Raw genomic sequence first — 22,050 nt, forward strand, 5'->3', positions numbered from 1 at the left:
TTCTCTCGTCAAGCGATCAGTCGAACGCCTTCGCGATCAGCGCCTTCTGCTCGACCTCGTGCACCTTCGACGAACCCGCCGACGGGGCCGCCATCGGGCGGCGGGAGACGACCTGCAGGCCCGAGAGCACCTCCGGGAACTTCCGGGGCAGGTTCAGGCCGAAGAACGGCCACGCACCCTGGTTCTCCGGCTCCTCCTGGACCCACGCGACCTGCGACGCGTTCGTGTAGCGCTCCAGCGCCGCCAGCAGCTTCTTCTTCGGCAGCGGGTAGTACTGCTCGATCCGCACGATCGCGACGTCGTCCGCCTCGCGCTTCGCCCGCTCCGCCACCAGCTCCCAGTACAGCTTCCCGGAGGTCAGCAGCACCTTGCGGATCTTCGACGGGTCCGGCGTGACGTCGTCGATGACGGACATGAAGCGGCTTTCGCCGGTGAAGTCCTCGACCGCCGAGGTCGCCGCCTTGTTGCGCAGCATCGACTTCGGCGTGAAGACGACCAGCGGGCGCTGGATGCCGTCGAGGGCGTGGCGCCGCAGCAGGTGGAAGTAGTTCGCCGGGGTGGACGGCACCGCCACCGTCATCGAGCCCTCCGCGCACAGCGAGAGGAAGCGCTCGATGCGGCCGGACGTGTGGTCCGGGCCCTGGCCCTCGTGGCCGTGCGGCAGCAGCAGCACGACGTCCGAGCGCTGGCCCCACTTGGCCTCGCCCGAGGAGATGTACTCGTCGATGACCGTCTGGGCGCCGTTGACGAAGTCGCCGAACTGCGCCTCCCACATCACCAGCGCCTCGGAGTTCGCCACCGAGTAGCCGTACTCGAAGCCGACCGCCGCGTACTCCGACAGCGCCGAGTCGTAGATCATCACGCGGCCCTGGCCGTCGGCCAGGTTCTGCAGCGGCGCGTACTCCTGGCCGGTCTTGCGGTCGATGAAGACCGAGTGCCGCTGGGTGAACGTGCCGCGGCGGGAGTCCTGGCCGGACAGCCGGACCAGCCGGCCCTCCATCGCCAGCGACCCGAACGCCAGCAGCTCGCCGAACGCCCAGTCGATGTCGCCCTCGCGGGACATCTTGTGGCGGCGCTCCATCACCGGCTTGACGCGCGGGTGCGGCGTGAAGCCCTCGGGGACCTGGACGAACGCGTCGCCGATGCGCTCGATGACCTCGCCGGTGACCGCCGTCTTGACCTTGGCCGGCACCTGCTGCTCCTCCTCGACGGAGGGGCTGGCCTTCGCCGGGTGCTTCTCCAGCTCGCGGACCTCGTTGAAGACGTGCTCCAGCTGGCTGGAGAAGTCGCGCAGCGCGGCCTCGGCCTCCTCGACGGAGATGTCGCCGCGGCCGATCAGCGACTCGGTGTAGGTCTTCCGGACCGAGCGCTTCGTGTCGATGATGTCGTACATCGCCGGCTGCGTCATCGACGGGTCGTCGCCCTCGTTGTGCCCGCGGCGGCGGTAGCAGATCAGGTCGATGACGACGTCCTTGTGGAACGCCTGCCGGTACTCGACGGCCAGCTTGGCCACCCAGTGCGCGGCCTCCGGGTCGTCGCCGTTCACGTGGAAGATCGGCGAGCCGATCATCTTCGCGACGTCGGTGGCGTACTGCGAGGAGCGCGAGTGCTCCGGCGCGGTGGTGAAGCCGACCTGGTTGTTGACGATGACGTGCACGGTGCCGCCGGTGCGGTACCCGCGCAGCAGCGCCAGGTTCAGGGTCTCGGCGACGACGCCCTGGCCCGCGAAGGCCGCGTCGCCGTGCATCAGGACCGGCAGCACGGTGTAGCCCTCGCCGCCCTTGTCCAAGAGGTCCTGCTTCGCGCGGACGATGCCCTCGAGCACCGGGTCCACGGTCTCCAGGTGCGACGGGTTCGCCGTCAGCGACACCTTTGTCTCGCCGTCGCCGAACATGCGGAAGTACTTGCCCTCGGCGCCGAGGTGGTACTTCACGTCACCGGAACCGTGCGCCTGGCCCGGGTCGAGGTTGCCCTCGAACTCCTGGAAGATCTGGCTGATCGGCTTGCCGACGATGTTGGCCAGCACGTTCAGCCGGCCGCGGTGCGGCATGCCGATGACGACCTCGTCGAGCTCGTGCTCGGCGGCCTTGTCCAGCAGCGTGTCGAGCAGCGGGATCGCCGTCTCGCCGCCCTCCAGCGAGAAGCGCTTCTGGCCGACGTACTTGGTCTGCAGGAACGTCTCGAACGCCTCGGCGGCGTTCAGCTTCGAGAGCACGTACTTCTGGACCGCGGGGTCCGGCTTCTCGTGCGGGATCTCGACGCGCTCCTGGATCCAGCGGCGCTCCTCGGGGTCGAGGATGTGGGTGTACTCGATGCCGACCGTGCGGCAGTACGAGTTGCGCAGCACGCCCAGGATGTCGCGCAGCTTCATCCGCTCCTGGCCGGCGAAGCCGCCGACCGGGAACTCGCGGTCGAGGTCCCAGAGGGTGAGACCGTGGGACAGGACGTCCAGGTCGGCGTGGCTGCGCTGGCGGTAGTTCAGCGGGTCGGTGTCGGCCATCAGGTGGCCGCGCATCCGGAACGCGTCGATCAGCTCGATCACGCGGGCGGTCTTGTCGACCGGGCCGTCCGGGATGTCGGCGACCCAGCGGATCGGCTCGTACGGCAGGCGCAGGCTGGTGAAGACGTCGTCGTAGAAGCCGTCTTCACCGAGCAGCAGCTGGTGGATGCGCTTGAGGAACTCGCCCGACTCCGCGCCCTGGATGATGCGGTGGTCGTAGGTCGAGGTCAGCGTCATGATCTTGCTGATGCCGAGGTCGACCAGCGTCTTCTCGCTGGTGCCCTCGAAGGCGGCCGGGTACTGCATGGCGCCGACGCCGATGATGGCGCCCTGGCCGGCCTGCAGGCGCGGCACCGAGTGGTTGGTGCCGATGCCGCCCGGGTTGGTCAGGGAGATCGTGGTGCCGGAGAAGTCGTCGGCGGTCAGCTTGTTGTTGCGGGCCTTCTTGACGATCTCCTCGTACGCCTGCCAGAACTGCAGGAACGTCATGTCCTCGACGGACTTGACCGAGGCCACGACGAGGTTGCGGGACCCGTCCTTGCCCTTCATGTCGATCGCGAGCCCGAAGTTGACGTGTTCCGGCGTGATCGCGAACGGCTTGCCGTCGATCTGCTGGTAATGCCGGTTCATGTTCGGGAAGTCCTTCAGCGCCCGCACCATGGCGTAGCCGATGAGGTGCGTGAAGGAGATCTTGCCGCCGCGGGTGCGCTTGAGGTGGTTGTTGATGACGATGCGGTTGTCCGCCATCAGCTTCGCCGGGACCGCGCGCACGCTGGTCGCGGTGGGGACGCTCAGCGAGGCGTCCATGTTCTTGGCGATGGCCGCCGCGGCGCCGCGCAGCTGCTTCGACTCCGGCTCTTCCTTCTTCGCCTCGGCCTTGGGCTCGGCCTTCGCGGCCGCCGGCTTCGGGGCCGCCTTCGGCTCGGCCTTGGGGGCCGGCTTGGTGGGCGCGGCCTGCTTGGCCGCCGACTCCGCGTTCTGCACGGCCTTCGGCGACGGCTGGGTGGCCTGGCCGTTGGTGGCGGGCTTGGCGTCGGCCTGCTGCCGGGCGGTGTCCGCCTTGGCCTGCGCGCTCTGCGTCGGCTTGAAGTCCGCGAAGAAGTCGTGCCATGCGGCATCGACTGAGGAAGGGTCGGCGAGGAACTGGTCGTACATCTCTTCGACCAGCCACTCGTTGGGGCCGAACTGTGACGCAGGGCTGCTGCTGGACACGGCTGGGGCTCGCCTCTATCCGTCTCGATCTCGATCTTGAATCCGCTGATGCGCCTACCAGGCTAACCCCCTCGGTGACCGCGATGTGATGGAACCGGCCTGTGTGAGGCGTGGCGCACTAGGGTATCGGTCACTGACTCGATCAAGATGTGCTAAGGGAACCTTAAGCACTGGACCGGGTACAGGGTTCCCGGGCTCTTCCGCCCGGCTTCCCCCGGCCGCCGTCGGACGTTCACCGCGGTGGGTTCTGCTGGGGTCATGTGGCTGGTCGAATGTCCTTCGTTCTGGGACCAGGGCCTGGTGCGGCCGCTGGTGACGGAGTCCGGCACGGTCGTGCTCCGGTGCGATTCGTGCTCGGCGGTCTGGCTCTCGCCGTCCGACGTCGAGGAGATGGCGTGGGTCGAGCCCGATGAGCCGGACTGGCTGGTCGGGGCCGGGGTCCACGTCCGGCCGGGGACGGTCCGGTGGGCGTCGCGGCCGGACGTCGAGGCGGCCGGGCTGGGCTCGCTGAAGTGGCGGGCGCTGCCTTAGCCGAGCTCGTACGGCGGCTCGTGGGGGACGAGCTTGACCGCCAGGTGGAGCTGGTCGGTGGCCAGCAGCCCGGCGATGTCGCGGATCACCGGTGTGACGTCGCTGACGGCGGTGATCCACTCGTCCGGGAGCTCACTGCGGATCCGGATGGCCTGGAAGTTCAGCGGTGTGTGGTCGAGATCTCGCTCCGGCACCCACTCGACGTGCCCGGCGAGAGCCTGCTCAAAGCCCTCGCGGGTGAGGTCGGCGGCCAGGACGCGCTCGTGGCCGGGCTTGCGCCCGTTGTCGCTGTCGTGGGCCGCGAGCCGGAACGACGGCGTGACCAGCACCGAGCCCCTCGGCTCGAAGGCCTGCTTCTCGAGCGCGGCATCGGCGACGGCGGGCGAGCAGGCCAGGTAGACCCGCACGGTCCCGTCGGTCTGCGCGGCCCGGACCTGCCGGTCGGGCACCCGCTTCTCTTCGAACATGCCCGCCATGCTCCCAGGTTTCGGCGACACGAACCCGTATCCCGCGTGATTGGAGGCGGAACTCGCGTGATTGGGGCCGGAACTCGCGAGTTACGTCCCCAATCACGCGAGTTCCGGCCGGAATCACGCGAGTTACGGGTTCAGCCGAGGGACCAGAGGCGGGCGTAGTGGCCGTTGGCGGCCAGGAGCTCGGCGTGGGTTCCGGTTTCGACGATGCGGCCGTGGTCCAGGACCACGATGCGGTCGGCGCGGGCCGCCGTCGCCAGGCGGTGGGCGACCACGAATGTCGTCCGGCGGCGGGCGACCGTCTCCGTTGCGCGCAGGACCGCCGCTTCCGTCGAGGGGTCCAGGGCCGCGGTGGCCTCGTCCAGCAGCAACACGTCCGGGTCCACCAGCTCCGCCCGGGCCAGGGCCACCAGCTGGCGCTGGCCCGCCGACAGCGAGCGGCCGCGCTCGCCCACCGGCTGCAGGAAGCCCGAGGGCAGGGCCGCGACGCCGTCGAGCGCGCCCACCGCGCGGACCGCCGCCTCGACCTCCGCGTCCGTCGCCGACGGGCGGCCGTAGCGGACGTTGTCGGCCACCGTGCCCGAGAACAGGTGGGCCTCCTGCGGCACCACGCCCATCCGGCGCCGCAGGCCGGCCAGCTCGAACTCGCGGACGTCCGTGCCGTCGATCCGGACCTCGCCGCCGGTGACGTCGTAGTAGCGGGCCACCAGCTTCACCGCCGTCGACTTCCCGGCGCCGGTCGCGCCGACCAGCGCGATCGTCTCGCCGGCCGAGACGTCCAGTGAGAACTCCGCCAGCGCCGGGGTCTCCGCGCCGGCGTACGAGAAGTCGACCTCCTTGAACGACACTTCGCCGCGCAGCCGGGACGGCACCGCGACCGGCTTCTCGGCCGCCGGGACCGACGTCGGCGTCCGCAGCAGGTCGCCGATCCGGTTCAGGCCGACGCTCGCCTGCTGGTAGCTGTCGAACACCGCCGACAGCTGCTGGATCGGCGAGAAGAACTGCTGCAGGTACAGCAGGAACGCCAGCAGCACACCGGCCGACAGCGTGCCCGCCGACACCCGGTTCGCGCCCGCCACCAGCACCGTCGTCGTCGCCAGGTCCGACATCAGCGCCACCAGCGGGAAGTACGTCGCCACGTACCGCTGGGCCCGCAGCCGCGAGCGCCGGTACTCGTCACTGCGCGAAGCGAACGCCTCCGCGGAGCGGTCTTCACGCGTGTACGCCTGCGCGACCCGCAGCCCGCTGACGTTCTCCTGCATGTCCGCGTTCACGACGCTGACCCGCTCGCGGGCCTCGTTGTACGCCTTCGACGCCGACCGCCGGAAGATCACCGTGGCCACCGCCAGCACCGGCACCATCGCCAGCGCGTACAGCGCCAGCCCGGCGTCGGTGACCAGCAGCGCGGCCGTGATCCCGGCCAGCGTCAGCGCGCTGACCACCGCGGTGGCCAGGCCGGTCTGCAGGAACGTCGAGAGCGCGTCGACGTCCGTCGTCATCCGGGTCATGATCTTCCCGGACAGCTCCCGCTCGTAGTAGTCGAGCCCGAGCCGCTGCAGGTGCGCGTAACTGCGGACGCGCAGTGCGTACAGGACCGTCTCGCCCACTCGTGAGGTCAGCCGCGTCTGCGCGAAGACCACCAGCCAGTCGGCCGCGATCACCGCGGCGCCGATGCCGGCGGCCAGCCAGATCATCCACTCGACGCCCGCGCGGACGCCGTGGTCGACGCCGAACTGGTACAGCCCGGGGAGCGCGATCGACGCCAGCGCGTCCGCCGCCACCAGCGCGATCACCACGGCCAGGGGCCAGCGGACCGGCCGCAGCAGCCCGGCCAGCCGGAACTTCGGGTCGGGCGCGGTGACGTCCACGCCGGGCAGCCGCGGCTGGTCGACCGCCGCCGGGAGCCTGCGCACGCCCTCGATCAGTTCCGGCGTCGGCGGCACGTCCAGGCCGCCGCCCCCGCCGACGAACCCGCTGCTGTTCGGGTCGCCGCTGCGCATCCGCGCGGCTTCGGCCAGCGCGTCGACCTCGTCCTGGCTCTCGTCGCGCGGCCACAGCGAAGGCGTGACCCCGTCCTGGCCGCAGTCCAGGCCTTCGCAGCGGTGCTTCTCCTCGACGTCGTCGCCCGGGCCCGCGACCAGCTCGCGGAACAGCGGGCAGCGTGCCATCAGCTCGGCCTCGGTGCCGACGTCGACGACGCGGCCCTCGTCCAGCACCGCGATCCGGTCGGCCAGGGCCAGCGTGGAGCGCCGGTGCGCGATCAGCAGGGTGGTCCGGGTCGCGGTGACCGAACGCAGGGTGTCGTGGATCGCCGCCTCGGTGACGGTGTCGATGGCCGAGGTCGCGTCGTCGAGGACGAGGATCCGCGGGTCGGTGATCAGTGCCCTGGCCAGCCCGAGCCGCTGCCGCTGCCCGCCCGAAAGCGTGAGCCCGCGCTCGCCGACCAGCGTGTCGTACCCCTCCGGCAGCGCGCGGATGAAGCCGTCCGCCTCCGCGGCCCGCGCGGCCGCGACGACCTCCTCCTCGGTGGCGTCCGGCCGGCCGTAGGCGATGTTGTCGCGGATCGACGAGGAGAACAGGAACGCCTCCTCGAACACCACGCCGATCGCCTGCCGCAGCTGCCGCAGCGGGACGTCACGGACGTCGAGACCGCCGACCCGGACCGCGCCCTCGTGCACGTCGTAGAACCGCGGCAGCAGCAGGGAAATCGTCGACTTCCCCGAGCCCGCGGTGCCGACCAGTGCGAGGGTTTCGCCCGGGTGCGCGGTGACCGAAAGCCCGTCGAGCACCGGCTCGCTGCGGGTGTAGCCGAACCGGACGGCGTCGAGCTCCACGCCCAGCGGCCCCTCCGGCAGCGGCCGCGCGTCCGGCGCGTCGACGACTTCGGGCTGCGCATCGATCAGCTCGTACACCCGCTCGGCGCCGGCGCGGGTCAGCTGCGCCTGCACGACCAGGCCGGACAGCATCCGGGCCGGGCCGATCAGCGTCGCGAGGTAGGTGGCGAAGGCGAGGAAGGTGCCGAGCGTGATCGACCCGTTCAGCGCCAGGACGCCGCCGATGCCGAGCACGGCGACCTGGCCCGCGGCCGGCAGGGCGGCGGTGGTCGCCGTCGGGACCGCGGACAGCTTCGCCGCGCGAAGCCGCTCGCCGAACAGCTTGCGCGCGGTCGCCTCCAGCTTCGAGACTTCCCGCGATTCCTGGCCGAAGCCCTTGACCACCCGGACCCCGGTGACGGTCTCTTCGACCTGCTGCGCAACGTCCGCCGCGCGCTGCTGCGCCGACCACGTGGCCGGGAAGAGGCGCTTGCGGCTGCGCGTCACGATGATGCCGACCGCCGGCGTGACGACCAGCGCGATCAGCGTCAGCACCGGGGACAGCCACAGCATCGCGACGAACGACAGCAGCGCGAAGACCACCGAGCCGAACGAGAGCGGGACCTGCATCAGGATGCCGGTGACCAGCTGCAGGTCGGAGATCGCGCGCGAGGCCACCTGGCCGGTGCGCAGCGCGTCCTGCTTTCCGCCGTCCAGCCGCGAAACGGCGTTGAAGACCCGCTGGCGCAGATCGTGCTGCACGTCGAGCGCGAGCTTCCCGCCGAGGTAGCGGCGCGCGAACGCGGTGCCGAAGGCGACCAGCTGCAGCGCGACCAGGAAGACGGCGATCCCGGGCAGGCCGCCGGTCTGCCCGGCGACCGCGTCGTCCACCGCCGTGCGCACCAGCAGCGGGCTCGCGGCCTGCACACCGACGCCGACCGCGGCGGCGAGCAGCGACAGCACGACGAGGACGCGGTGCTCCCACGCCGCCGCGGACAGCCGGCGGATCCAGCCGGCTGTCTCGGTGGGTGGGAGCTCTTGACGGGAGCGAGGCGGAGCGACGGTCACGTTGTGACAGTAAGCGCCACCACCGACAAAATATTTCCCCGAACGCGGAGAAGGCCACCTCGAGCTGCTCGAGGTGGCCTTCCGGGACGGCGGGGACTACGTGATGTCGCGCCTCTGGTTGCCCGCCCAGCCGAGGCCGAAGAACACCATCGTCCAGGCGAAGAAGATCAGCGCCGACGCCCACCACGAGATCACGCCCGGCGAGCCCGCGGCCAGCTGCAGGCCGAGCGCCGACCAGTGGTCGACCCCGCCCGGCAGGTTCAGCGAGTTGATCCCGAAGGCGTCCGCCGCGATCCCGCCCACGATCCCGTTGGCGGTGCCGTTCGGCAGGATCCCGCCCAGGATGTCGGCCGGTCCCCAGAGCGCCACGACCAGCACGTTCTCCACGATCAGGAACCACACCAGGAACAGCACCACGGCCAGCGGCACGCTGCGCAGCACCGCGCCGAACCCGATGCCGAACAGCGTCACCAGCACCGACGCGAGGACCGTCCCGCCGAGCGCGGCCAGCCACTGGCCCGCGCTGGGCCACCGGCTGGAGTCGACCGAGGCCATCACCGCGATCGCCGAGACGCCGGCGCTCACCACGCCGTAGATCGCGCCCCAGCCCACGTACGTGAGCATCTTCGCGGTCAACGCCGTGACCCGGTTCGGGGCGGTCAGGAACGTCGTCGTGATCGTCTTGCTGCGGTACTCGCCGGCCAGCGCGAACACGCCGAACAGGCCGGGGATCAGCTGCGCGATGTTCACGCCGTGCGCGAACGCCAGCAGCCCGACCGGCAGCTTGCTCGCGTCCAGGCCGACCGCGGCCGCGATCTCGCGGGCGTCGGAGCCGCCGATGTAGTCCACGAAGTTGTTCGTGAGCTTGCCCCAGAAGAAGGTCAGCCAGAACGCCACCAGCGCCAGCGGGATCAGCAGCACCCACCACGTGTTCAGCGACAGCGTCTTGCGGAACTCCGCCTTGATCAGGTTGCCCATCACTGCTGCGGTCCTCCCCAGTACTGCTGTTGCTGCTGCGGGCCCGACGGCGGGCCCTGCTGGTAGTGCTGCTGCGGCGGGTACTGCTGTTGCGGCGGGCCCTGGTACTGCGGCTGCGGCGGGTAGCCGGGCGGCGGGTACCCCGGCGCGCCGGTGTACTGGCCCTGCGTCAGCTGGAAGAACATCCGCTCCAGGTCGACGTGCTCCTCCTGCATCCCGTAGACCGCGATCCCGGCCTTGGCGGCGATGTCACCGATCTGCTGCACGCTCGACCCGGCGACCGCGACCCGGCCGTCCGGCGTCGGCGAAACCCCGGTGATGCCGTTGTCCTGCAACGCCTTCACCAGCGCCGACGGGTCGGCAGGCTGCACCAGCACCCGCGACTGCTGGCTCTTGCGCAGCTGCTCCAGCGGGCCGTAGTAGCGCGTGACGCCCTGGCTGATGATGACGACCTGGTCGATCAGCTGCTCGACCTCGTTGAGCAGGTGGCTCGACACCAGCACCGTCCGCCGCTGCTCCCGCGCGTAGGACCGCAGGAAGTTGCGCAGCCACAGGATGCCTTCGGGGTCGAGGCCGTTCGTCGGCTCGTCGAGCACCAGCACCTGCGGGTCGCCCAGCAGCGCCGTCGCCAGCGCCAGCCGCTGCCGCATGCCGAGCGAGAACCCGCCCGCCTTCCGGTCCGCGGCGCTGCCCAGCCCCACCAGGCCGAGCACCTCGTCGGCGCGCCTGTCCGGCACGCCGATGGCCGCGGCGTACACCCGGAGGTGGTTGCGCGCCGTCCGGCCCGGGTGGAAACCCTCGTTCTCCAGGACCGAGCCCACCACCCGCGCCGGGTTCCCCAGCTGCGCGTGCGGCCGTCCGTTGATCGTCGCCGTCCCCGATGTGGGTGTCACCAACCCGAGCAACATGCGCAACGTCGTCGTCTTGCCGGCGCCGTTCGGGCCCAGGAAGCCCGTCACCGAACCCGGTTCCACCGTGAAGCTCAGGTTCTGCACGGCGTTCACGGCGCCGAACTGCTTGCTCAGGTTCTGCACCACAATCCGGCCACTGCCGTCGTGCATACCGTCCCCTAACGTTCCCCGCTGATGCGGCGTCATCCTGCCCTACCGGCGCCGCTCGCGCGCACGGAACGCGCGAGAGCGACCTTCGTCACTTTCCGCTACTGGCCAGTACGGCTCCGGGCGGCTCTGACCAGAGGGTTTTCGATCTCCGGCAGATCAACTTGGTAAAGAATTCGTGCGACTTGCCGACCCGGTGCAGCCAAGTCCGCCGAAGCCCTCTAAGCTAGGTATCGGCGGCCCGCTCCCAGTGACCCCCAGGCTGGTTGAGCGGGTCGCCCCTTCGTCTCTGCATCGCGGCTTCGCCGCTCATGTCGACTTTGTCGTTTCTCCCGGGGGGCCGAGCCCCCCGGACCCCCACGGTGCCTTGTGCTCGGCTTCCAGCCCTGCCGCGGTCCCTCTGGCTTCCGGGCCTGCTGTGGCCCGTCTGGCTTCCAGGCCTGCTGTTGCCTGGCTGGCTTCCAGCCCTACCGCGGCTTGTCTGGCTTCCGGGCCTGCTGTGGCCTTGTGCTGGCCTGTGACTCTGCCGCGGCCCTGCGTGGTGGCTGGTGGGGGCGGGCGTGCTGGGTTGTTGGGTGGGGGCTGGGCTGTGGCATCTTTGCTCGATGCGGATCTTGCTCGTCGAGGATGAACGGCGGCTGGCTGAGGCGCTGCGGGCCGGGCTGACCGCCGAGGGGTACGCCGTCGATGTCGCCCACAACGGGCGGGATGCCGTCTGGCACGCCGGGGAACGTTCCTATGCCGCCATCGTGCTGGACATCATGCTGCCCGGGCTGAACGGCTATCGCGTCTGCCGCCGGCTGCGGGAGCAAGGGAACAGCACTCCCATCCTGATGCTCACCGCCAAGGACGGGGAAGACGACGAGATCGAGGCCCTCGACACCGGGGCCGACGACTTCCTCCCCAAGCCCTTCTCCTACGGCGTCCTGCTCTCCCGGCTGCGCGCGCTGATCCGGCGCGGGGGCGCCACCCGGCCGGGTGTCCTCAGGCTGGGCGACCTCGAACTCGACCAGGCCGACCGGACCTGCCGGCGCGGCACGGCCGACATCACCCTCACCGGCAAGGAGTTCGCCCTCCTCGCCTACCTCATGCAGCGGCCCGGCCAAGTCGTCACCAAGGCCGAGCTGCTCGACAACCTCTGGGACTTCGCCGCCTCCGCCACCACCAACCTGGTGGAGGTGCACGTCAGTGCGCTGCGGCGGAAGATCGACGTCCCGTTCGGGGCCGAGACCATCCGGACGGTCCGCGGTGCCGGCTACCACGTGGTGACCACCGGTGCCTGACTTCTGACGCTCGACCCGGTTCCGCGTCGCCGCCACGGCCTTCGCCGCCTCCGGCGTGGCGCTCGGCGCGGTTTCGGCGTGGTTCGTCCTCCAAGCCGAGAGCCGCCTCGAGAACGCCGTCGTGCTGTCCGGCTTCCTGATCAGCACGCCGGCGCTGCGCGAAGAGGACCGCACCGGCCGGGTTTCGCTGCGCGGCTTCCACGTTCGGCGCTGCTGCTCGTGGCCGGGCTGGGCAAGGCCGTCGCGACCTCCGCCGTGGCGCTGCTCTTCGCGTGCGGGTTGCGGAGGTGGGCCGAGCTGCCTTCGATCGCCTTCGGGCGGCGGCTGCCGGCAAAAGGGGAGCGGGCCCCTGCCGCGGTGCGGCAGGGGCCCGCTCGGGCGGAACAGCTCAGGCGAGGACGGTGTCCAGCGGCGTGTGCGGCAGGTCGTGGGCCACCGCGACCGGGCCGTTCGTCAGGGCGCCGTCGTGCGTGTTGAGGCCCTTGGCCAGCGCCGCGTCGGCCTGCAGTGCGGCCTTCCAGCCGTGCTCGGCCAGCTGGACCGCGTACGGCAGCGTGACGTTCGTGAGGCCGTAGGTCGACGTCCGGGGCACCGCGCCCGGCATGTTCGCCACGCAGTAGAAGACGGACTCGTGCACGGTGTAGGTCGGCTCGTCGTGCGTGGTCGGGCGCGAGTCGGCGAAGCAGCCGCCCTGGTCGATCGCGATGTCGACGAGCACGCTGCCCGGCTTCATGCGGGCCACGAGGTCGTTCGAGACCAGCTTCGGCGCCTTCGCGCCGGGGACGAGCACCGCGCCGATGACCATGTCCGCCTGCAGGACGGACTCCTCGACCGACAGCCGGTTCGACGTCACCGTGCGGATGCGGCCGCCGAAGTCGTTGTCGATCTGACGGAGGCGGTCGACGTTGGTGTCCAGGATCTCGACGTCCGAGCCCAGGCCGAGCGCGACGCGGGCGGCGTTCAGGCCCGCGACACCGCCGCCGATGACGACGACGCGCGCCGGGTGCACGCCGGGGATGCCGCCGGGCAGGACACCGCGCCCGCCGCTCGGCTTCATCAGGGAGAACGCGCCGACCTGCGGGGCCAGCCGGCCCGCGACCTCGGACATCGGGGCGAGCAGCGGGAGCGCGCCGCCCGCGGTCTGCACCGTCTCGTAGGCGATCGCGGTGGTGCCGGCGGCCAGCAGCGCGTCGGTCAGCGGCCGGTCGGCGGCGATGTGCAGGTAGGTGAAGAGGACCTGGTCGCGCCGGAGGCGGCCGTACTCCTCGGCGATGGGCTCCTTGACCTTGAGGACGAGCTCGCCCTCGGCCCAGGTTTCGTCGGCGGTGGTGAGGATCTTCGCGCCGGCGGCGACGTACTCCTCGTCGGTGATGGACGAGCCGACGCCGGCGCCGGTCTCGACGAAGACGTCGTGCCCGCGGCCGACCAGCTCGTGCACCCCGGCCGGGGTCAGTGCGACCCGGTATTCGTGCTTCTTGATCTCACGGGGAACGGCGATACGCATGGTCGGCCTCCTGGGTCGGTCTTGCGTCCGGAATCAGTGCGGTGCTGGCACTCACGGTGAACCACCCGGACGGCGGTGTCATCGTGCTGACAGGACAGTTCTGGACGGTATTCGTGGTGCTGTTCGCACAAGCCGCTTGACCTCGACTTCACTTGAAGTTGCAGCGTTGGCGGTATGCGCGCGGTGTGGTTGAGAGAGTTCGGCGGTCCGGAGGTCCTGGTCCCGGGGGAGGCGCCGGACCCGGTGCCCGGGCCGGGGCAGGTGCTGGTGGAGGTGGCGTTCGCGAACACCACGTTCGTCGAGACGCAGTTCCGGTCGGGTGCGCCGGGGCCGTTCCGGGCTTCGCTACCGGTGATCCCGGGCAACGGCGTCGGCGGCGTGATCAGCGCGGTCGGCGCGGGAGCGGACCCCGGGCTGGCGGGACGGCGGGTGGTCACGGCGACGGGCGGGTCCGGCGGGTACGCCGAGCGCGTCGCGGTGGACGCGGCCGCGGTGTTCGAGGTGCCGCCCGCGCTGTCGCTCGACGCGGCGGTGGCGCTCCTCGCGGACGGCCGGACGGCGACCGGCTTGGTGCACGCGACCAGTGTGCGCCCGGGCGACCGGGTCCTGGTGGAGGCGGCGGCGGGCGGCGTCGGCGGCCTGCTGGTCCAGCTGGCGAAGGAAGCGAGGGCCACGGTGATCGGCGCGGCGGGCGGGCCGGCGAAGGTGGCCCACGTGCGCGGGGCCGATGCGGTGGTCGACTACCTGCGGCCGGACTGGACGTCCTCGGTGGGCCCGGTGGACGTGGTGTTCGACGGCGTGGGCGGCGCGATCGGCACGGCGGCGTTCGGGCTGGTGCGCCCGAGTGGCCGGATGGCGGCCTACGGCCTGGCGGGCGGTTCGTGGGCCGAAGTGTCCTCGGAGGACGCTGCGGCGCGAGGGGTTTCCCTGGTGCGCTCGATCGGGTCGCCGTCGGAGCTGCGGGGGTTCACGGAGTCGGCGCTGGCGGCGGGGGCCGCCGGCCGGCTGGTCCCGGTGATCGGCCAGCGCTTCCCCCTGGAGAAGGCGGCGGACGCCCACGCGGCGATCGAGTCGCGCACGACGGTGGGGAAGACGTTGCTGGTGCCGTGATCGACGACTTCCTGGCCCGGCCGCTGACGGCGCGGGTGGCCACGGACGGCCCGACGGTCCGGCCGGTCTGGTACCTCTGGGAGGACGGCGCGTTCTGGATCCTCAGCGGGCCGTGGTCCCGCCTGCCGGCGCTCCTTCGCGAGCGGCCGCGGATCGCGCTGACGGTGGACGTCTGCGAGCTCGACACCGGCGTGGTCGTGCAGGTGCTGGCGGGCGGCGATGCGGAAGTGCGGCCGTTCGACGTGGCGCGTGGCCGGCGGAAGCTGGTGCGGTACCTGGGGGCGGACGAGGAACGGTGGGATCCGCGGTTCCGCGAGTACCTGCACGGGGACGTCGGCGCGGTGTGGGTTCACCTGCGGCCTTCGCGGCTGGTGGTGAAGGACCTCAGCTTCCGAGTGCCGTGAAGGCCTCCTCGAGGAGCTCGAGAAGGCCTTCACGGGTTCCGCCGCGGGAAGACGGAAAACTCAGGCGCGGTAAGCCGACCACGCGCTGTTCATCCGCGTGGCCTGGCCCGCGGTGAACTCGTACATGCAGCTGTCGTAGCTGTAGTCCATGAAGTTGTGCACCGGGTCCTTGCCCGTCGACGAGCAGGTGTCCTTGTTCGTCGGGCAACCGGATGTGGCTGTCGCTTCGGCGGGGGTGTCCGACACGTAGTCGCCCGAACCCGAGCAGCCGCCCTGGAACGTGTGGTACAGGCCCATCCAGTGGCCGACCTCGTGGGTTGCCGTGTCGCCCTCGTTGTAGTTCGTCGCCGAGCGGCCCGGGAGGGACTCGTCGAGGATGACCACGCCGTCCATCTTCGGCTGCGAGCTGTAGTTCGACGGGAACGTCGCCCAGCCGAGCAGGCCGCCGCCGAGGCTGGCGGTGTAGATGTTCAGCGCGTTCTTGCCGCCCTTGCGCAGCGCGTTCTTCATGTTGCGCTCGGCCGAGGTGCCGTCGGTGATGCCGTTGTACCAGGTCGAGTTGTTCGTGTAGTCGGTGCCGGCGAGCGAGAAGCTGAAGCCGCTCGACGCGTACGCGCTGTTCAGGACCGAGATCTGCTTGCTGATCGTCGCCGACGGCAGGTTGCCGGTCGAACCGCTGGTGATCACGTGGAAGTACACCGGGATCGAGACCGCGGCCGCCTGGGCCGCCGACGCGGAGAACGCCGTGCGCTTGCCGGCCAGCTTGCTCTGCAGGTCCGCTTCCATGCGGGCCGCCTCGGCCGGGGACACCGTGTCGGCGTGGCCGTCCTTGCTGCGGTCCGCGGCGTGGGTGGGGGTGAAGCAGTCGCCGCTCGGCGCCGCGACGGCGCTTCCGGCTCCTGCGGCCGGGACGACCAGGGCGACCAGGGAGAGCGCGGACACCGCACCCAGCTTGACGGCCCGACCGAACCGCTCCGAACTGCTCATGGACGAACTCCTCTGCCACGACCCGGCTACCCCGGGTGGTCAGGAGAAAATGCGGCACGCAATCTTCGAAATCCACCATCTTTCGGCGGGAAAAGACAATCGGAACGATCGGCGCGATCCATGCGGAGTAACGCATAAGGTCGGGCGTTGCTCCGAACGGCCCATCAGCTCCAGCGCACGGCCACGAGCTGGGTCAGCAGCGCCAGCCGGACGTCGGGGTCGTCGAGGTCCAGCGGCACCAGCTCGAGGAGCTTCCGCATCCGGTACCGCAGGGTGTTCGGGTGGATCCGCAGCTCCCGCGCCGCCGCCCGCGGGTCGCCGGGGTGCCGCAGCCACTCGTAGAGCGTCTCGACGTAGCCGGCCTTGCCCGATTCGTCGTGCGCGCGCAGGGTGCGCAGCGGGCCGAGGTCGGCGACCCGCGCCGCGGCCGCCGCCGTCGCGCCGCGGTGCAGCGTCAACGCCGTCCAGGCCTCGTCGAAGGCGATCACGCGCTCGGCGAGGATCTCGGCGCGCAGCAGGCCGAGGGCTTCCTCGGCCTGGGCGCGTGACGCCGAGAGGTCGCCGATCCCGCCCGGTGAACCCGCCGCCGCCCGCGGGGCACCGCCGCGCCGGGACGCCGGTTGCAGGGCCAGCGCCTGCCGCAGCTCGGACCAGCCGCCCGGCCCCGGCCGGTCCGGCACCACGGCGTAGAGCAGCCCGCCGAGCTCGGTCGCCACCGGGCGGCTGCCGATGCCCTGGGAGATCCGTTCGAGCAGGGCGAGCCGCAGGCCCTCCGCGTCGCGGCCGTCGCCCCCGGTGACCTCGATGACGACCACGCGGTGCGGCTCGTCGGACAGGTCCAGCTCCGCCATCGCCTTGCGCGGGTTCGCGCTGCCTTCGAGCACCGCGCGCAGCAGCTCGGCCGACGCGCGGCGCTGCGCGTCGGTGTGCGCGCGGCGCCGCAGCAGGTGCAGCGCGACGACCGGGGCCGCGTCGGCGAAGGCGGCCGCGCGCTCGTCGGACACCGGGCCGGCGACCACCGCCCACATCGAGCCGAGCAGCTCGCCGCCCATCCGGATGGGCACGATCAGCCGCGGCAGCGTGCCGTCGCGCTGGGCCGGGACGAAGATCGTCTGCCGCCCGCGCGACAGCTCGCGGAACACCCCGCGCGACCGGAACCGCGCGAGGACGTCGTCGGGGATGCGCCTGCCCATGATCGTGGCGACGCGCGCGGGGTCGGTCAGGTCCTGGCGCGCGGAGTAGGCGAGCACCCGCGAGTTGGTGTCCTCGATGGTCACCGGCGCGTCGACGACGCTCGCGACGGCGTCGGCCAGCCGGAACAGATCACCGGACCCCGGGTCGAGGTCCTCGGACTCGTCGGCGAGCGCGTCCAGGACGGTCCTCAGCAGCCAGACGAGCTGGGCCCACGACGTCGCCGCGTGCACCTGGATCAGCGCGATCCCGCTGGCCTTCGCGGCCCGCTTCACCGCCGGTTTCGCGGCCAGCGGCGGCTTCAGCAGCACGGCGGCGGCACCCTGCCCGGCGCTCTGCTTGACCAGTTCGGCGGCGTCTTCGGGACCGGTCGTGGCGACGCCGAGCACGAGGTCGCCGGCGGCCGGCGTGAGGGCTCCGCCGGGCTCGGCGATCACGACGTCGGCGACCGCGGGCGAGTCTTCGGGCACTTGGAGCGCGTGGAGCAGCGTCGGACCCACCCGGTCGACCACGCTCCGCACCGAAACCACTGGAACATTCTCACCGAGAAACCCGTGGACGGCTCGGTAGGGTCGATCGGGTGAGCGATGCCCGGCAGATCGTGGAAAGCGGTTACGACAGCGTGGCGCAGCGGTACCTCGAGTGGAGCGCGCGCATCGCGGACGACCCGCGGCAGCGGTTCGTGGCGGAGCTGACCGGCCGGCTCGACGCTCGTGCCCGCGTCCTCGACCTCGGCTGCGGAGCCGGGGTGCCGAGCACCGCGGCGCTCGCCGAGCGCCACGACGTCCTCGGCGTCGACCTTTCGGCGGCGCAGCTGGAACTGGCGCGGCGGAACGTTCCCCGCGCGCGGTTCGCGCAGGGGGACATGACCGGACTGTCCTTTCCGGACGGCAGTTTCGCCGCCGTGACGGCGTTCTACTCGGTGCTGCACGTGCCCCGGGAGGCCCAGGGCGCGCTCTTCGCGCGGATCGCCGCCTGGCTGCGGCCCGGCGGCTGGTTCCTCGCCGCGCTCGGGTGCAGCGAGGCGAACGGCGTCGAGGAAAGCTGGCTTGGCACGCCGATGTTCTTCAGCAGCCACGCCCCGGCGGAGAACCGGCGGCTGCTCGCCGCGGCGGGGTTCACCCTCGAGGTGGACGAGACCGTGACGATGCAGGAGCCGGAGGGGCCGGCGACCTTCCACTGGGTGCTCGGACGGCGCTGAGCCGGGGCCTGCCGGGGCGGCGGCGGGCGGACGCACCACCCCGGCAGGCGTTCAGGGGGTCAGAGCTCCAGGCTCTTGACCACGCGGCGCGCACCGGCGAGGAGCATGCCGATGTTCACCGACTTCGGGCAGACCACGACCGCGACGACGTCGGCGTTCTGGTTGTTGCGGATGAACAGGTGGGTCAGGTTGGCGCTGTTGACCAGGATTTCCTGGAAGTAGTGTTCGCCGCTGGCGATCCCGCGGCGCTCCTTGAAGATGTCCTCGATCATCACCACCGTGCGGCCCTGGAACAGGTCGAGCGTCGCCCCGGCCAGCAGGTCCAGCACTTCGGGCGGGTGGGCGTCGGTGGTCTCGACGGCCAGCAGCATGCCGGTCGCCAGGTCGACGACGCCGGAGGCCAGGCAGTCGGGCACCTCCTGCCGCATCCGCTTCACCATCAGGTCCATCTGGTCGGACAGGGTCTGGCCTTTGCCCAGCACGGCGGTTCTCCTTCTTCCGGGGGTGGGGGTTCGGCGGGCGGGTGCGTCACGGACCACTGGGGACGTCGTCGCGCGGCCCGGCCCGGATGCGGTTGAGCAACCGGGGCAGCACCTGCCAGCCGGACGGCCGCGGCGGGTTGTCCCCGGCACCGCTCGCGCCGGGATTGCGCCGCGGCAGCGGCGGTCTCGAGTCCGTGACGATGGTCGCCGTGCCGGCCCCCGGGGTGCGCGGCCGCAGGGGAGTGAGGGAACCCGTGGTGCCTCCCGGTACGCCGTCGGCGATGGTGAGCAGCCCGTCGCCGACCATCCTGGACACCTCGACCGTCACCGGGAAGACGTTGCGGCCCAGCAGGAACGCGATGTCCCGGGCGCAGCGCCTGCCGTCGGCGCTGGTGATGATGGCGCGGCGCGTGGTGTTCAGCGCGGCCGGGTCCGCGCCGGAGGCGGCGGCCAGGCGCTCCCGGTGCGGGGACACCGGCGTGGGCAGCGAAGCGAGCGCGTGGAGCCGTCGCGCGGTTTCGGTCAGCAGCCGGTCGGGTTCGATGCCCGGGCTGATCGGCAGCGGCACCTCCAGGGGATCGGGGTCGACGGCGTACTCGTCGATGGTCCCCGCGACGATGACGAAGGCGCCGTCCTGCGCGGCCATCGTCGCGACCAGCCGCAGCTCGGTGCCGCCGATCCCGTGCGGGGCGTTGCCGGCGCGCAGGACCGCCGACCAGTCCGGCTCGCTGATCCGGCCGGACCGCAGCAGCAGCGCGTCCGTCCCGGGCGCGCCCGGGCTGTCGACCGCCGCCACCGCACCTTCGCGCAGGTGGACCACGCCGCCGGGGTGGCCGGCGAGGTACAGCGAACCGGTGGTCCGGTCGGCCCGGCACGCGCCCAGCGCGCGGGCGAGGAAGCCGAACGAAGACCGTGCTCGGGTATCGCTCACTGCGCTCCTGTGATTTCTCCGAATATCGGACCCGGCGATCGATCCCGGGGCCGGGAAGGCGCCGACTTTATTTCATCCCGGCGCCGGTTCCCAGCCTGTTCCCCCATTCATCGCAATGGTGGAAAACTCCTGCCGGAGCGGCCCGGAGAGCGAAAGAAACCGTCAGGATCGCCGAAGTTTTCTTCGTGCCAAGGGAAACCGGCCCCGGTGCACCGGTGGATCGGGCGTGTGGCATCCTCTCGCGATCGACCGGACGGTTTCGCCGGAAAGTGCGAGAGGTGGTCAGCTTGTACGGACGTGACGTGGCGGAATGGCAAAAGATGATCGACGAGGGCAAGGCGATTTTGATCGCCCGCGCGGTCGTGGACAGGACGACTTCCTTCGGCGAATTCGCCGCCGCGCTCACCCGGCGCACCGGGGTGGCCGGGTTCGACTTCACCACCAGTGCCGGCCGGGCGAGCATGGCCTACCTGCTCGACCGCATTTCCGAGGCCGGGTTCGACGAGGCGGGCGGGCGGCTGCTCGGCGCGCTCGTCCGGAACCTCGGTGCCGACGACGCCGGCCCCGGCTTCTACCGGATGGCGAGCGGCAAGGGCTTCGCGGTGCCGCGCACCCGCGGGGGTCGGCAGCTGTTCTGGGCGCAGCACGTGCGTGAGCTGCACGAACACTTCGCCGGGATCGGCAGGCGCCCGGCGGCCGGGTGAGCGGGAGCCGCGCGGCTAACGCGACAAGACCGCGGTCAGGACCCGCCACAGCTCGCCGGCCGGGTCCTCGGCCGGTGCCGGGGACCGCCACGCGACGATGCCGTCGGGCCGCACCAGCGACGCGCCGCCCGCGGAAAGCCCGTACCGGGCCGCGAAGAAGTCTTCGTCGATCGCGTGGCAGGCGAGCCGGACGTCCAGCTCCGCCGCGATGTCCGCCGCGGCGGGCTGCCACCGGGTGGCGTCGCCGGCGCACAGCAGCACCCACGAGTGGCCCAGCAGGTCCACAGTGGACGCCAGGCCGGGTGCCCGGAAGCCGGGCCGCCCGGTCGGCGCGTGCACGTCCTCGACGCGCTCGCCGTCGTCCGGCTCCTCCGGGAGCACCGCCGTCGAGCGGTAGCGGAACCCGAGGAGGATCGAGAGCTGGTCCTCGGCCTTCGTCAGCCCGGAAACGTCGAGGCCGGGGTGCATGCGCTGCTTCATGTTGTGCAGCGACGTGTCGATCACCATCCGCGCGATCGGCTTCCGCTCGGCTTCGTAGGTGTCGAGCAGCGCCGGGCCCGCTTCGCCGCGCAGCACCGCGGCGAGCTTCCACGCGATGTCCGCGGCGTCGCCGACCGCCGTGTTGCCGCCCATCCCGCCGGTCGGCGGCGTCACCTTCGCCGCGTCCCCGATCAGGAAGACGCGCCCGGCGCGGAACCGGTCGGCGAGCCGCGCCGCGATCTCCCACGAGCCCGTCCAGACGATCTCCGGGTCCAGCTCCGGCAGGTCGGTGGCCGCGCGGATCATCCCGACGAGCCGGTCGTGGGTGAAGTCGGCCGGGCTTTCGCCGCGGTCCGGGAAGTAGTCCGGCGCGAAGACGTACCGGTTCGGCACGTCCGTGGTGACGAACCCGGCGGTGAAGTCCGGGTGCTGCAGGTAGAACAGGTCGGACACGCCGGGGTGGACGCGGTCGCCGAGGTCGGCGTCGAACACCACGCCGAGGCAGTGGCTCAGCGCGTCCGGCCCGGTGGTCCCGATGCCGAGCCGCTGCCGGATCCCGCTGCGCCCGCCGTCCGCGGCGACGACGTAGTCCGCGCGCACCACGGTTTCCTCGCCGGACTCGCGGTCGCGCAGCGTCGCGGTGACGCCGTCGTCGTCCGGCGCCAAGTCCGTCAGCTCGGTCCGGAACCGCACCCGCGCGCCCGCCTTTTCCGCGTGCGCCAGCAGGATCGGCTCCACGACGTCCTGGCCGGCCATGCCGGCGGGCAGCGTCGTCGACGCCGAGACGTCGAACTCGCTGCCGTCCTGGACCAGCCGGTGCAGCACCCGGCCGGCCAGGCTGGTCGCGACGGTGATCCGCAGCCCCTGCGACGCCCGCGGGCTCGCCGCCAGCACTTCGCGGTCGATTCCCGCCCAGTGGAACAGCTCCATCGTGCGCCAGCTCTGGCCGGCGGCGCGCGAGTGGACCGACGTACCCGCGTGCCGCTCGACGGTCAGCACGTCCACTCCGGCCTGCGCCAGGAACAGCGACGCCGACAGCCCGCCCAGTCCCGCCCCGACGACCAGCACCTGAACCTGCTCGGTCATGACTTCCTCCTTGCCCGTGAATCTCCCTGTGTCGACATCTTAGCCACAGAGATA

General features: G+C 71.6%; 17 protein-coding genes. 6 read left to right on the top strand and 11 right to left on the bottom strand.

Going from position 1 to position 22,050, the window contains the following annotated elements; translation table 11 throughout:
- Nucleotides 1–16 precede the first annotated feature (16 nt).
- Entirely contained in the window at nucleotides 17–3,712 is a 3,696-nt protein-coding gene (locus ACWEGE_RS09190; protein WP_449659926.1) for a multifunctional oxoglutarate decarboxylase/oxoglutarate dehydrogenase thiamine pyrophosphate-binding subunit/dihydrolipoyllysine-residue succinyltransferase subunit, read from the bottom strand.
- Nucleotides 3,713–3,970: 258 nt separating this feature from the next.
- Here ACWEGE_RS09190 and ACWEGE_RS09195 point away from each other — a divergent pair, with 258 nt between their 5' ends.
- Nucleotides 3,971–4,243 (top strand): hypothetical protein, encoded by a 273-nt coding sequence (locus ACWEGE_RS09195; RefSeq protein ID WP_449659927.1) that lies wholly within the window; start codon nucleotides 3,971–3,973, stop codon nucleotides 4,241–4,243.
- Here ACWEGE_RS09195 and ACWEGE_RS09200 read toward each other — a convergent pair.
- The 4 genes from ACWEGE_RS09200 to ACWEGE_RS09215 all read right to left on the bottom strand — a co-directional run bounded on the left by ACWEGE_RS09200 (nucleotide 4,240) and on the right by ACWEGE_RS09215 (nucleotide 10,636).
- Nucleotides 4,240–4,710 carry a DUF4291 family protein gene (locus ACWEGE_RS09200; RefSeq protein WP_449659928.1) on the bottom strand — a complete coding sequence of 157 codons (471 nt, stop codon included), beginning with the start codon at nucleotides 4,708–4,710 and terminating at the stop codon, nucleotides 4,240–4,242. The two genes, ACWEGE_RS09195 and ACWEGE_RS09200, sit on opposite strands and share 4 nt — an antisense overlap.
- 140 nt (nucleotides 4,711–4,850) lie before the next feature.
- Entirely contained in the window at nucleotides 4,851–8,597 is a 3,747-nt protein-coding gene (locus ACWEGE_RS09205) for an ABC transporter ATP-binding protein (RefSeq protein WP_449659929.1), read from the bottom strand.
- Nucleotides 8,598–8,693: 96 nt separating this feature from the next.
- The gene (locus ACWEGE_RS09210) at nucleotides 8,694–9,575 is read right to left on the bottom strand and encodes an ABC transporter permease (RefSeq protein WP_449659930.1); all 882 of its coding nucleotides are present in this window, start codon (nucleotides 9,573–9,575) and stop codon (nucleotides 8,694–8,696) included.
- Nucleotides 9,575–10,636, bottom strand: a complete 1,062-nt coding sequence (locus tag ACWEGE_RS09215) for an ABC transporter ATP-binding protein (protein WP_449659931.1) — start codon at nucleotides 10,634–10,636, stop codon at nucleotides 9,575–9,577. The genes ACWEGE_RS09210 and ACWEGE_RS09215 overlap by 1 nt, the downstream gene beginning before the upstream one ends.
- Before the next feature lie 602 nt (nucleotides 10,637–11,238).
- Here ACWEGE_RS09215 and ACWEGE_RS09220 point away from each other — a divergent pair.
- Entirely contained in the window at nucleotides 11,239–11,916 is a 678-nt protein-coding gene (locus ACWEGE_RS09220) for a response regulator transcription factor (RefSeq protein ID WP_449659932.1), read from the top strand.
- A gap of 388 nt (nucleotides 11,917–12,304) precedes the next feature.
- Here ACWEGE_RS09220 and ald read toward each other — a convergent pair whose 3' ends face one another.
- On the bottom strand, nucleotides 12,305–13,420 hold the full coding sequence (gene ald / locus ACWEGE_RS09225) for an alanine dehydrogenase (protein ID WP_449659933.1): 1,116 nt from the start codon (nucleotides 13,418–13,420) through the stop codon (nucleotides 12,305–12,307).
- A gap of 174 nt (nucleotides 13,421–13,594) precedes the next feature.
- Here ald and ACWEGE_RS09230 point away from each other — a divergent pair, with 174 nt between their 5' ends.
- Nucleotides 13,595–14,530 carry a zinc-binding dehydrogenase gene (locus ACWEGE_RS09230; protein WP_449659934.1) on the top strand — a complete coding sequence of 312 codons (936 nt, stop codon included), beginning with the start codon at nucleotides 13,595–13,597 and terminating at the stop codon, nucleotides 14,528–14,530.
- On the top strand, nucleotides 14,527–14,934 hold the full coding sequence (locus ACWEGE_RS09235) for a pyridoxamine 5'-phosphate oxidase family protein (RefSeq protein WP_449659935.1): 408 nt from the start codon (nucleotides 14,527–14,529) through the stop codon (nucleotides 14,932–14,934). The genes ACWEGE_RS09230 and ACWEGE_RS09235 overlap by 4 nt, the downstream gene beginning before the upstream one ends.
- Nucleotides 14,935–14,994: 60 nt before the next feature.
- Here the strand turns inward: ACWEGE_RS09235 and ACWEGE_RS09240 are convergent, their stop codons facing one another.
- On the bottom strand, nucleotides 14,995–15,921 hold the full coding sequence (locus ACWEGE_RS09240) for a zinc metalloprotease (RefSeq protein ID WP_449659936.1): 927 nt from the start codon (nucleotides 15,919–15,921) through the stop codon (nucleotides 14,995–14,997).
- A gap of 164 nt (nucleotides 15,922–16,085) precedes the next feature.
- Nucleotides 16,086–17,642 carry a PucR family transcriptional regulator gene (locus ACWEGE_RS09245; RefSeq protein ID WP_449659937.1) on the bottom strand — a complete coding sequence of 519 codons (1,557 nt, stop codon included), beginning with the start codon at nucleotides 17,640–17,642 and terminating at the stop codon, nucleotides 16,086–16,088.
- A 50-nt stretch (nucleotides 17,643–17,692) separates the two neighbouring features.
- On the opposite strand from ACWEGE_RS09245, the gene ACWEGE_RS09250 reads away from it, so the two are divergent.
- A complete protein-coding gene (locus ACWEGE_RS09250) occupies nucleotides 17,693–18,313 on the top strand; it encodes a class I SAM-dependent methyltransferase (protein WP_449659938.1) in 621 nt (206 codons plus the stop codon).
- A gap of 59 nt (nucleotides 18,314–18,372) precedes the next feature.
- Here the strand turns inward: ACWEGE_RS09250 and ACWEGE_RS09255 are convergent, their stop codons facing one another.
- Together ACWEGE_RS09255 and ACWEGE_RS09260 are read right to left on the bottom strand one after the other, a co-directional pair.
- On the bottom strand, nucleotides 18,373–18,795 hold the full coding sequence (locus ACWEGE_RS09255; RefSeq protein WP_449659939.1) for a hypothetical protein: 423 nt from the start codon (nucleotides 18,793–18,795) through the stop codon (nucleotides 18,373–18,375).
- A gap of 46 nt (nucleotides 18,796–18,841) precedes the next feature.
- A complete protein-coding gene (locus ACWEGE_RS09260; protein ID WP_449659940.1) occupies nucleotides 18,842–19,726 on the bottom strand; it encodes a hypothetical protein in 885 nt (294 codons plus the stop codon).
- Between the two features lie 302 nt (nucleotides 19,727–20,028).
- Here ACWEGE_RS09260 and ACWEGE_RS09265 point away from each other — a divergent pair, with 302 nt between their 5' ends.
- Nucleotides 20,029–20,430 (top strand): hypothetical protein, encoded by a 402-nt coding sequence (locus ACWEGE_RS09265; protein WP_449659941.1) that lies wholly within the window; start codon nucleotides 20,029–20,031, stop codon nucleotides 20,428–20,430.
- A gap of 15 nt (nucleotides 20,431–20,445) precedes the next feature.
- Here ACWEGE_RS09265 and rdmE read toward each other — a convergent pair whose 3' ends face one another.
- A complete protein-coding gene (rdmE, locus tag ACWEGE_RS09270; protein WP_449659942.1) occupies nucleotides 20,446–21,996 on the bottom strand; it encodes an aklavinone 12-hydroxylase RdmE in 1,551 nt (516 codons plus the stop codon).
- Nucleotides 21,997–22,050 lie beyond the last annotated feature (54 nt).

The organism is Amycolatopsis sp. NPDC004747 (assembly GCF_053601335.1).

Bases quoted from the DNA above. Each gene is read 5' to 3' on its own strand.
- ACWEGE_RS09195 (WP_449659927.1), top strand. From the start codon at position 3,971: ATGTGGCTGGTCGAATGTCCTTCGTTCTGGGACCAGGGCCTGGTGCGG.
- ACWEGE_RS09200 (WP_449659928.1), bottom strand. From the start codon at position 4,710: ATGTTCGAAGAGAAGCGGGTGCCCGACCGGCAGGTCCGGGCCGCGCAG.
- ACWEGE_RS09210 (WP_449659930.1), bottom strand. From the start codon at position 9,575: ATGGGCAACCTGATCAAGGCGGAGTTCCGCAAGACGCTGTCGCTGAAC.
- ACWEGE_RS09215 (WP_449659931.1), bottom strand. From the start codon at position 10,636: ATGCACGACGGCAGTGGCCGGATTGTGGTGCAGAACCTGAGCAAGCAG.
- ACWEGE_RS09220 (WP_449659932.1), top strand. From the start codon at position 11,239: ATGCGGATCTTGCTCGTCGAGGATGAACGGCGGCTGGCTGAGGCGCTG.
- ald (WP_449659933.1), bottom strand. From the start codon at position 13,420: ATGCGTATCGCCGTTCCCCGTGAGATCAAGAAGCACGAATACCGGGTC.
- ACWEGE_RS09230 (WP_449659934.1), top strand. From the start codon at position 13,595: ATGCGCGCGGTGTGGTTGAGAGAGTTCGGCGGTCCGGAGGTCCTGGTC.
- ACWEGE_RS09240 (WP_449659936.1), bottom strand. From the start codon at position 15,921: ATGAGCAGTTCGGAGCGGTTCGGTCGGGCCGTCAAGCTGGGTGCGGTG.
- rdmE (WP_449659942.1), bottom strand. From the start codon at position 21,996: ATGACCGAGCAGGTTCAGGTGCTGGTCGTCGGGGCGGGACTGGGCGGG.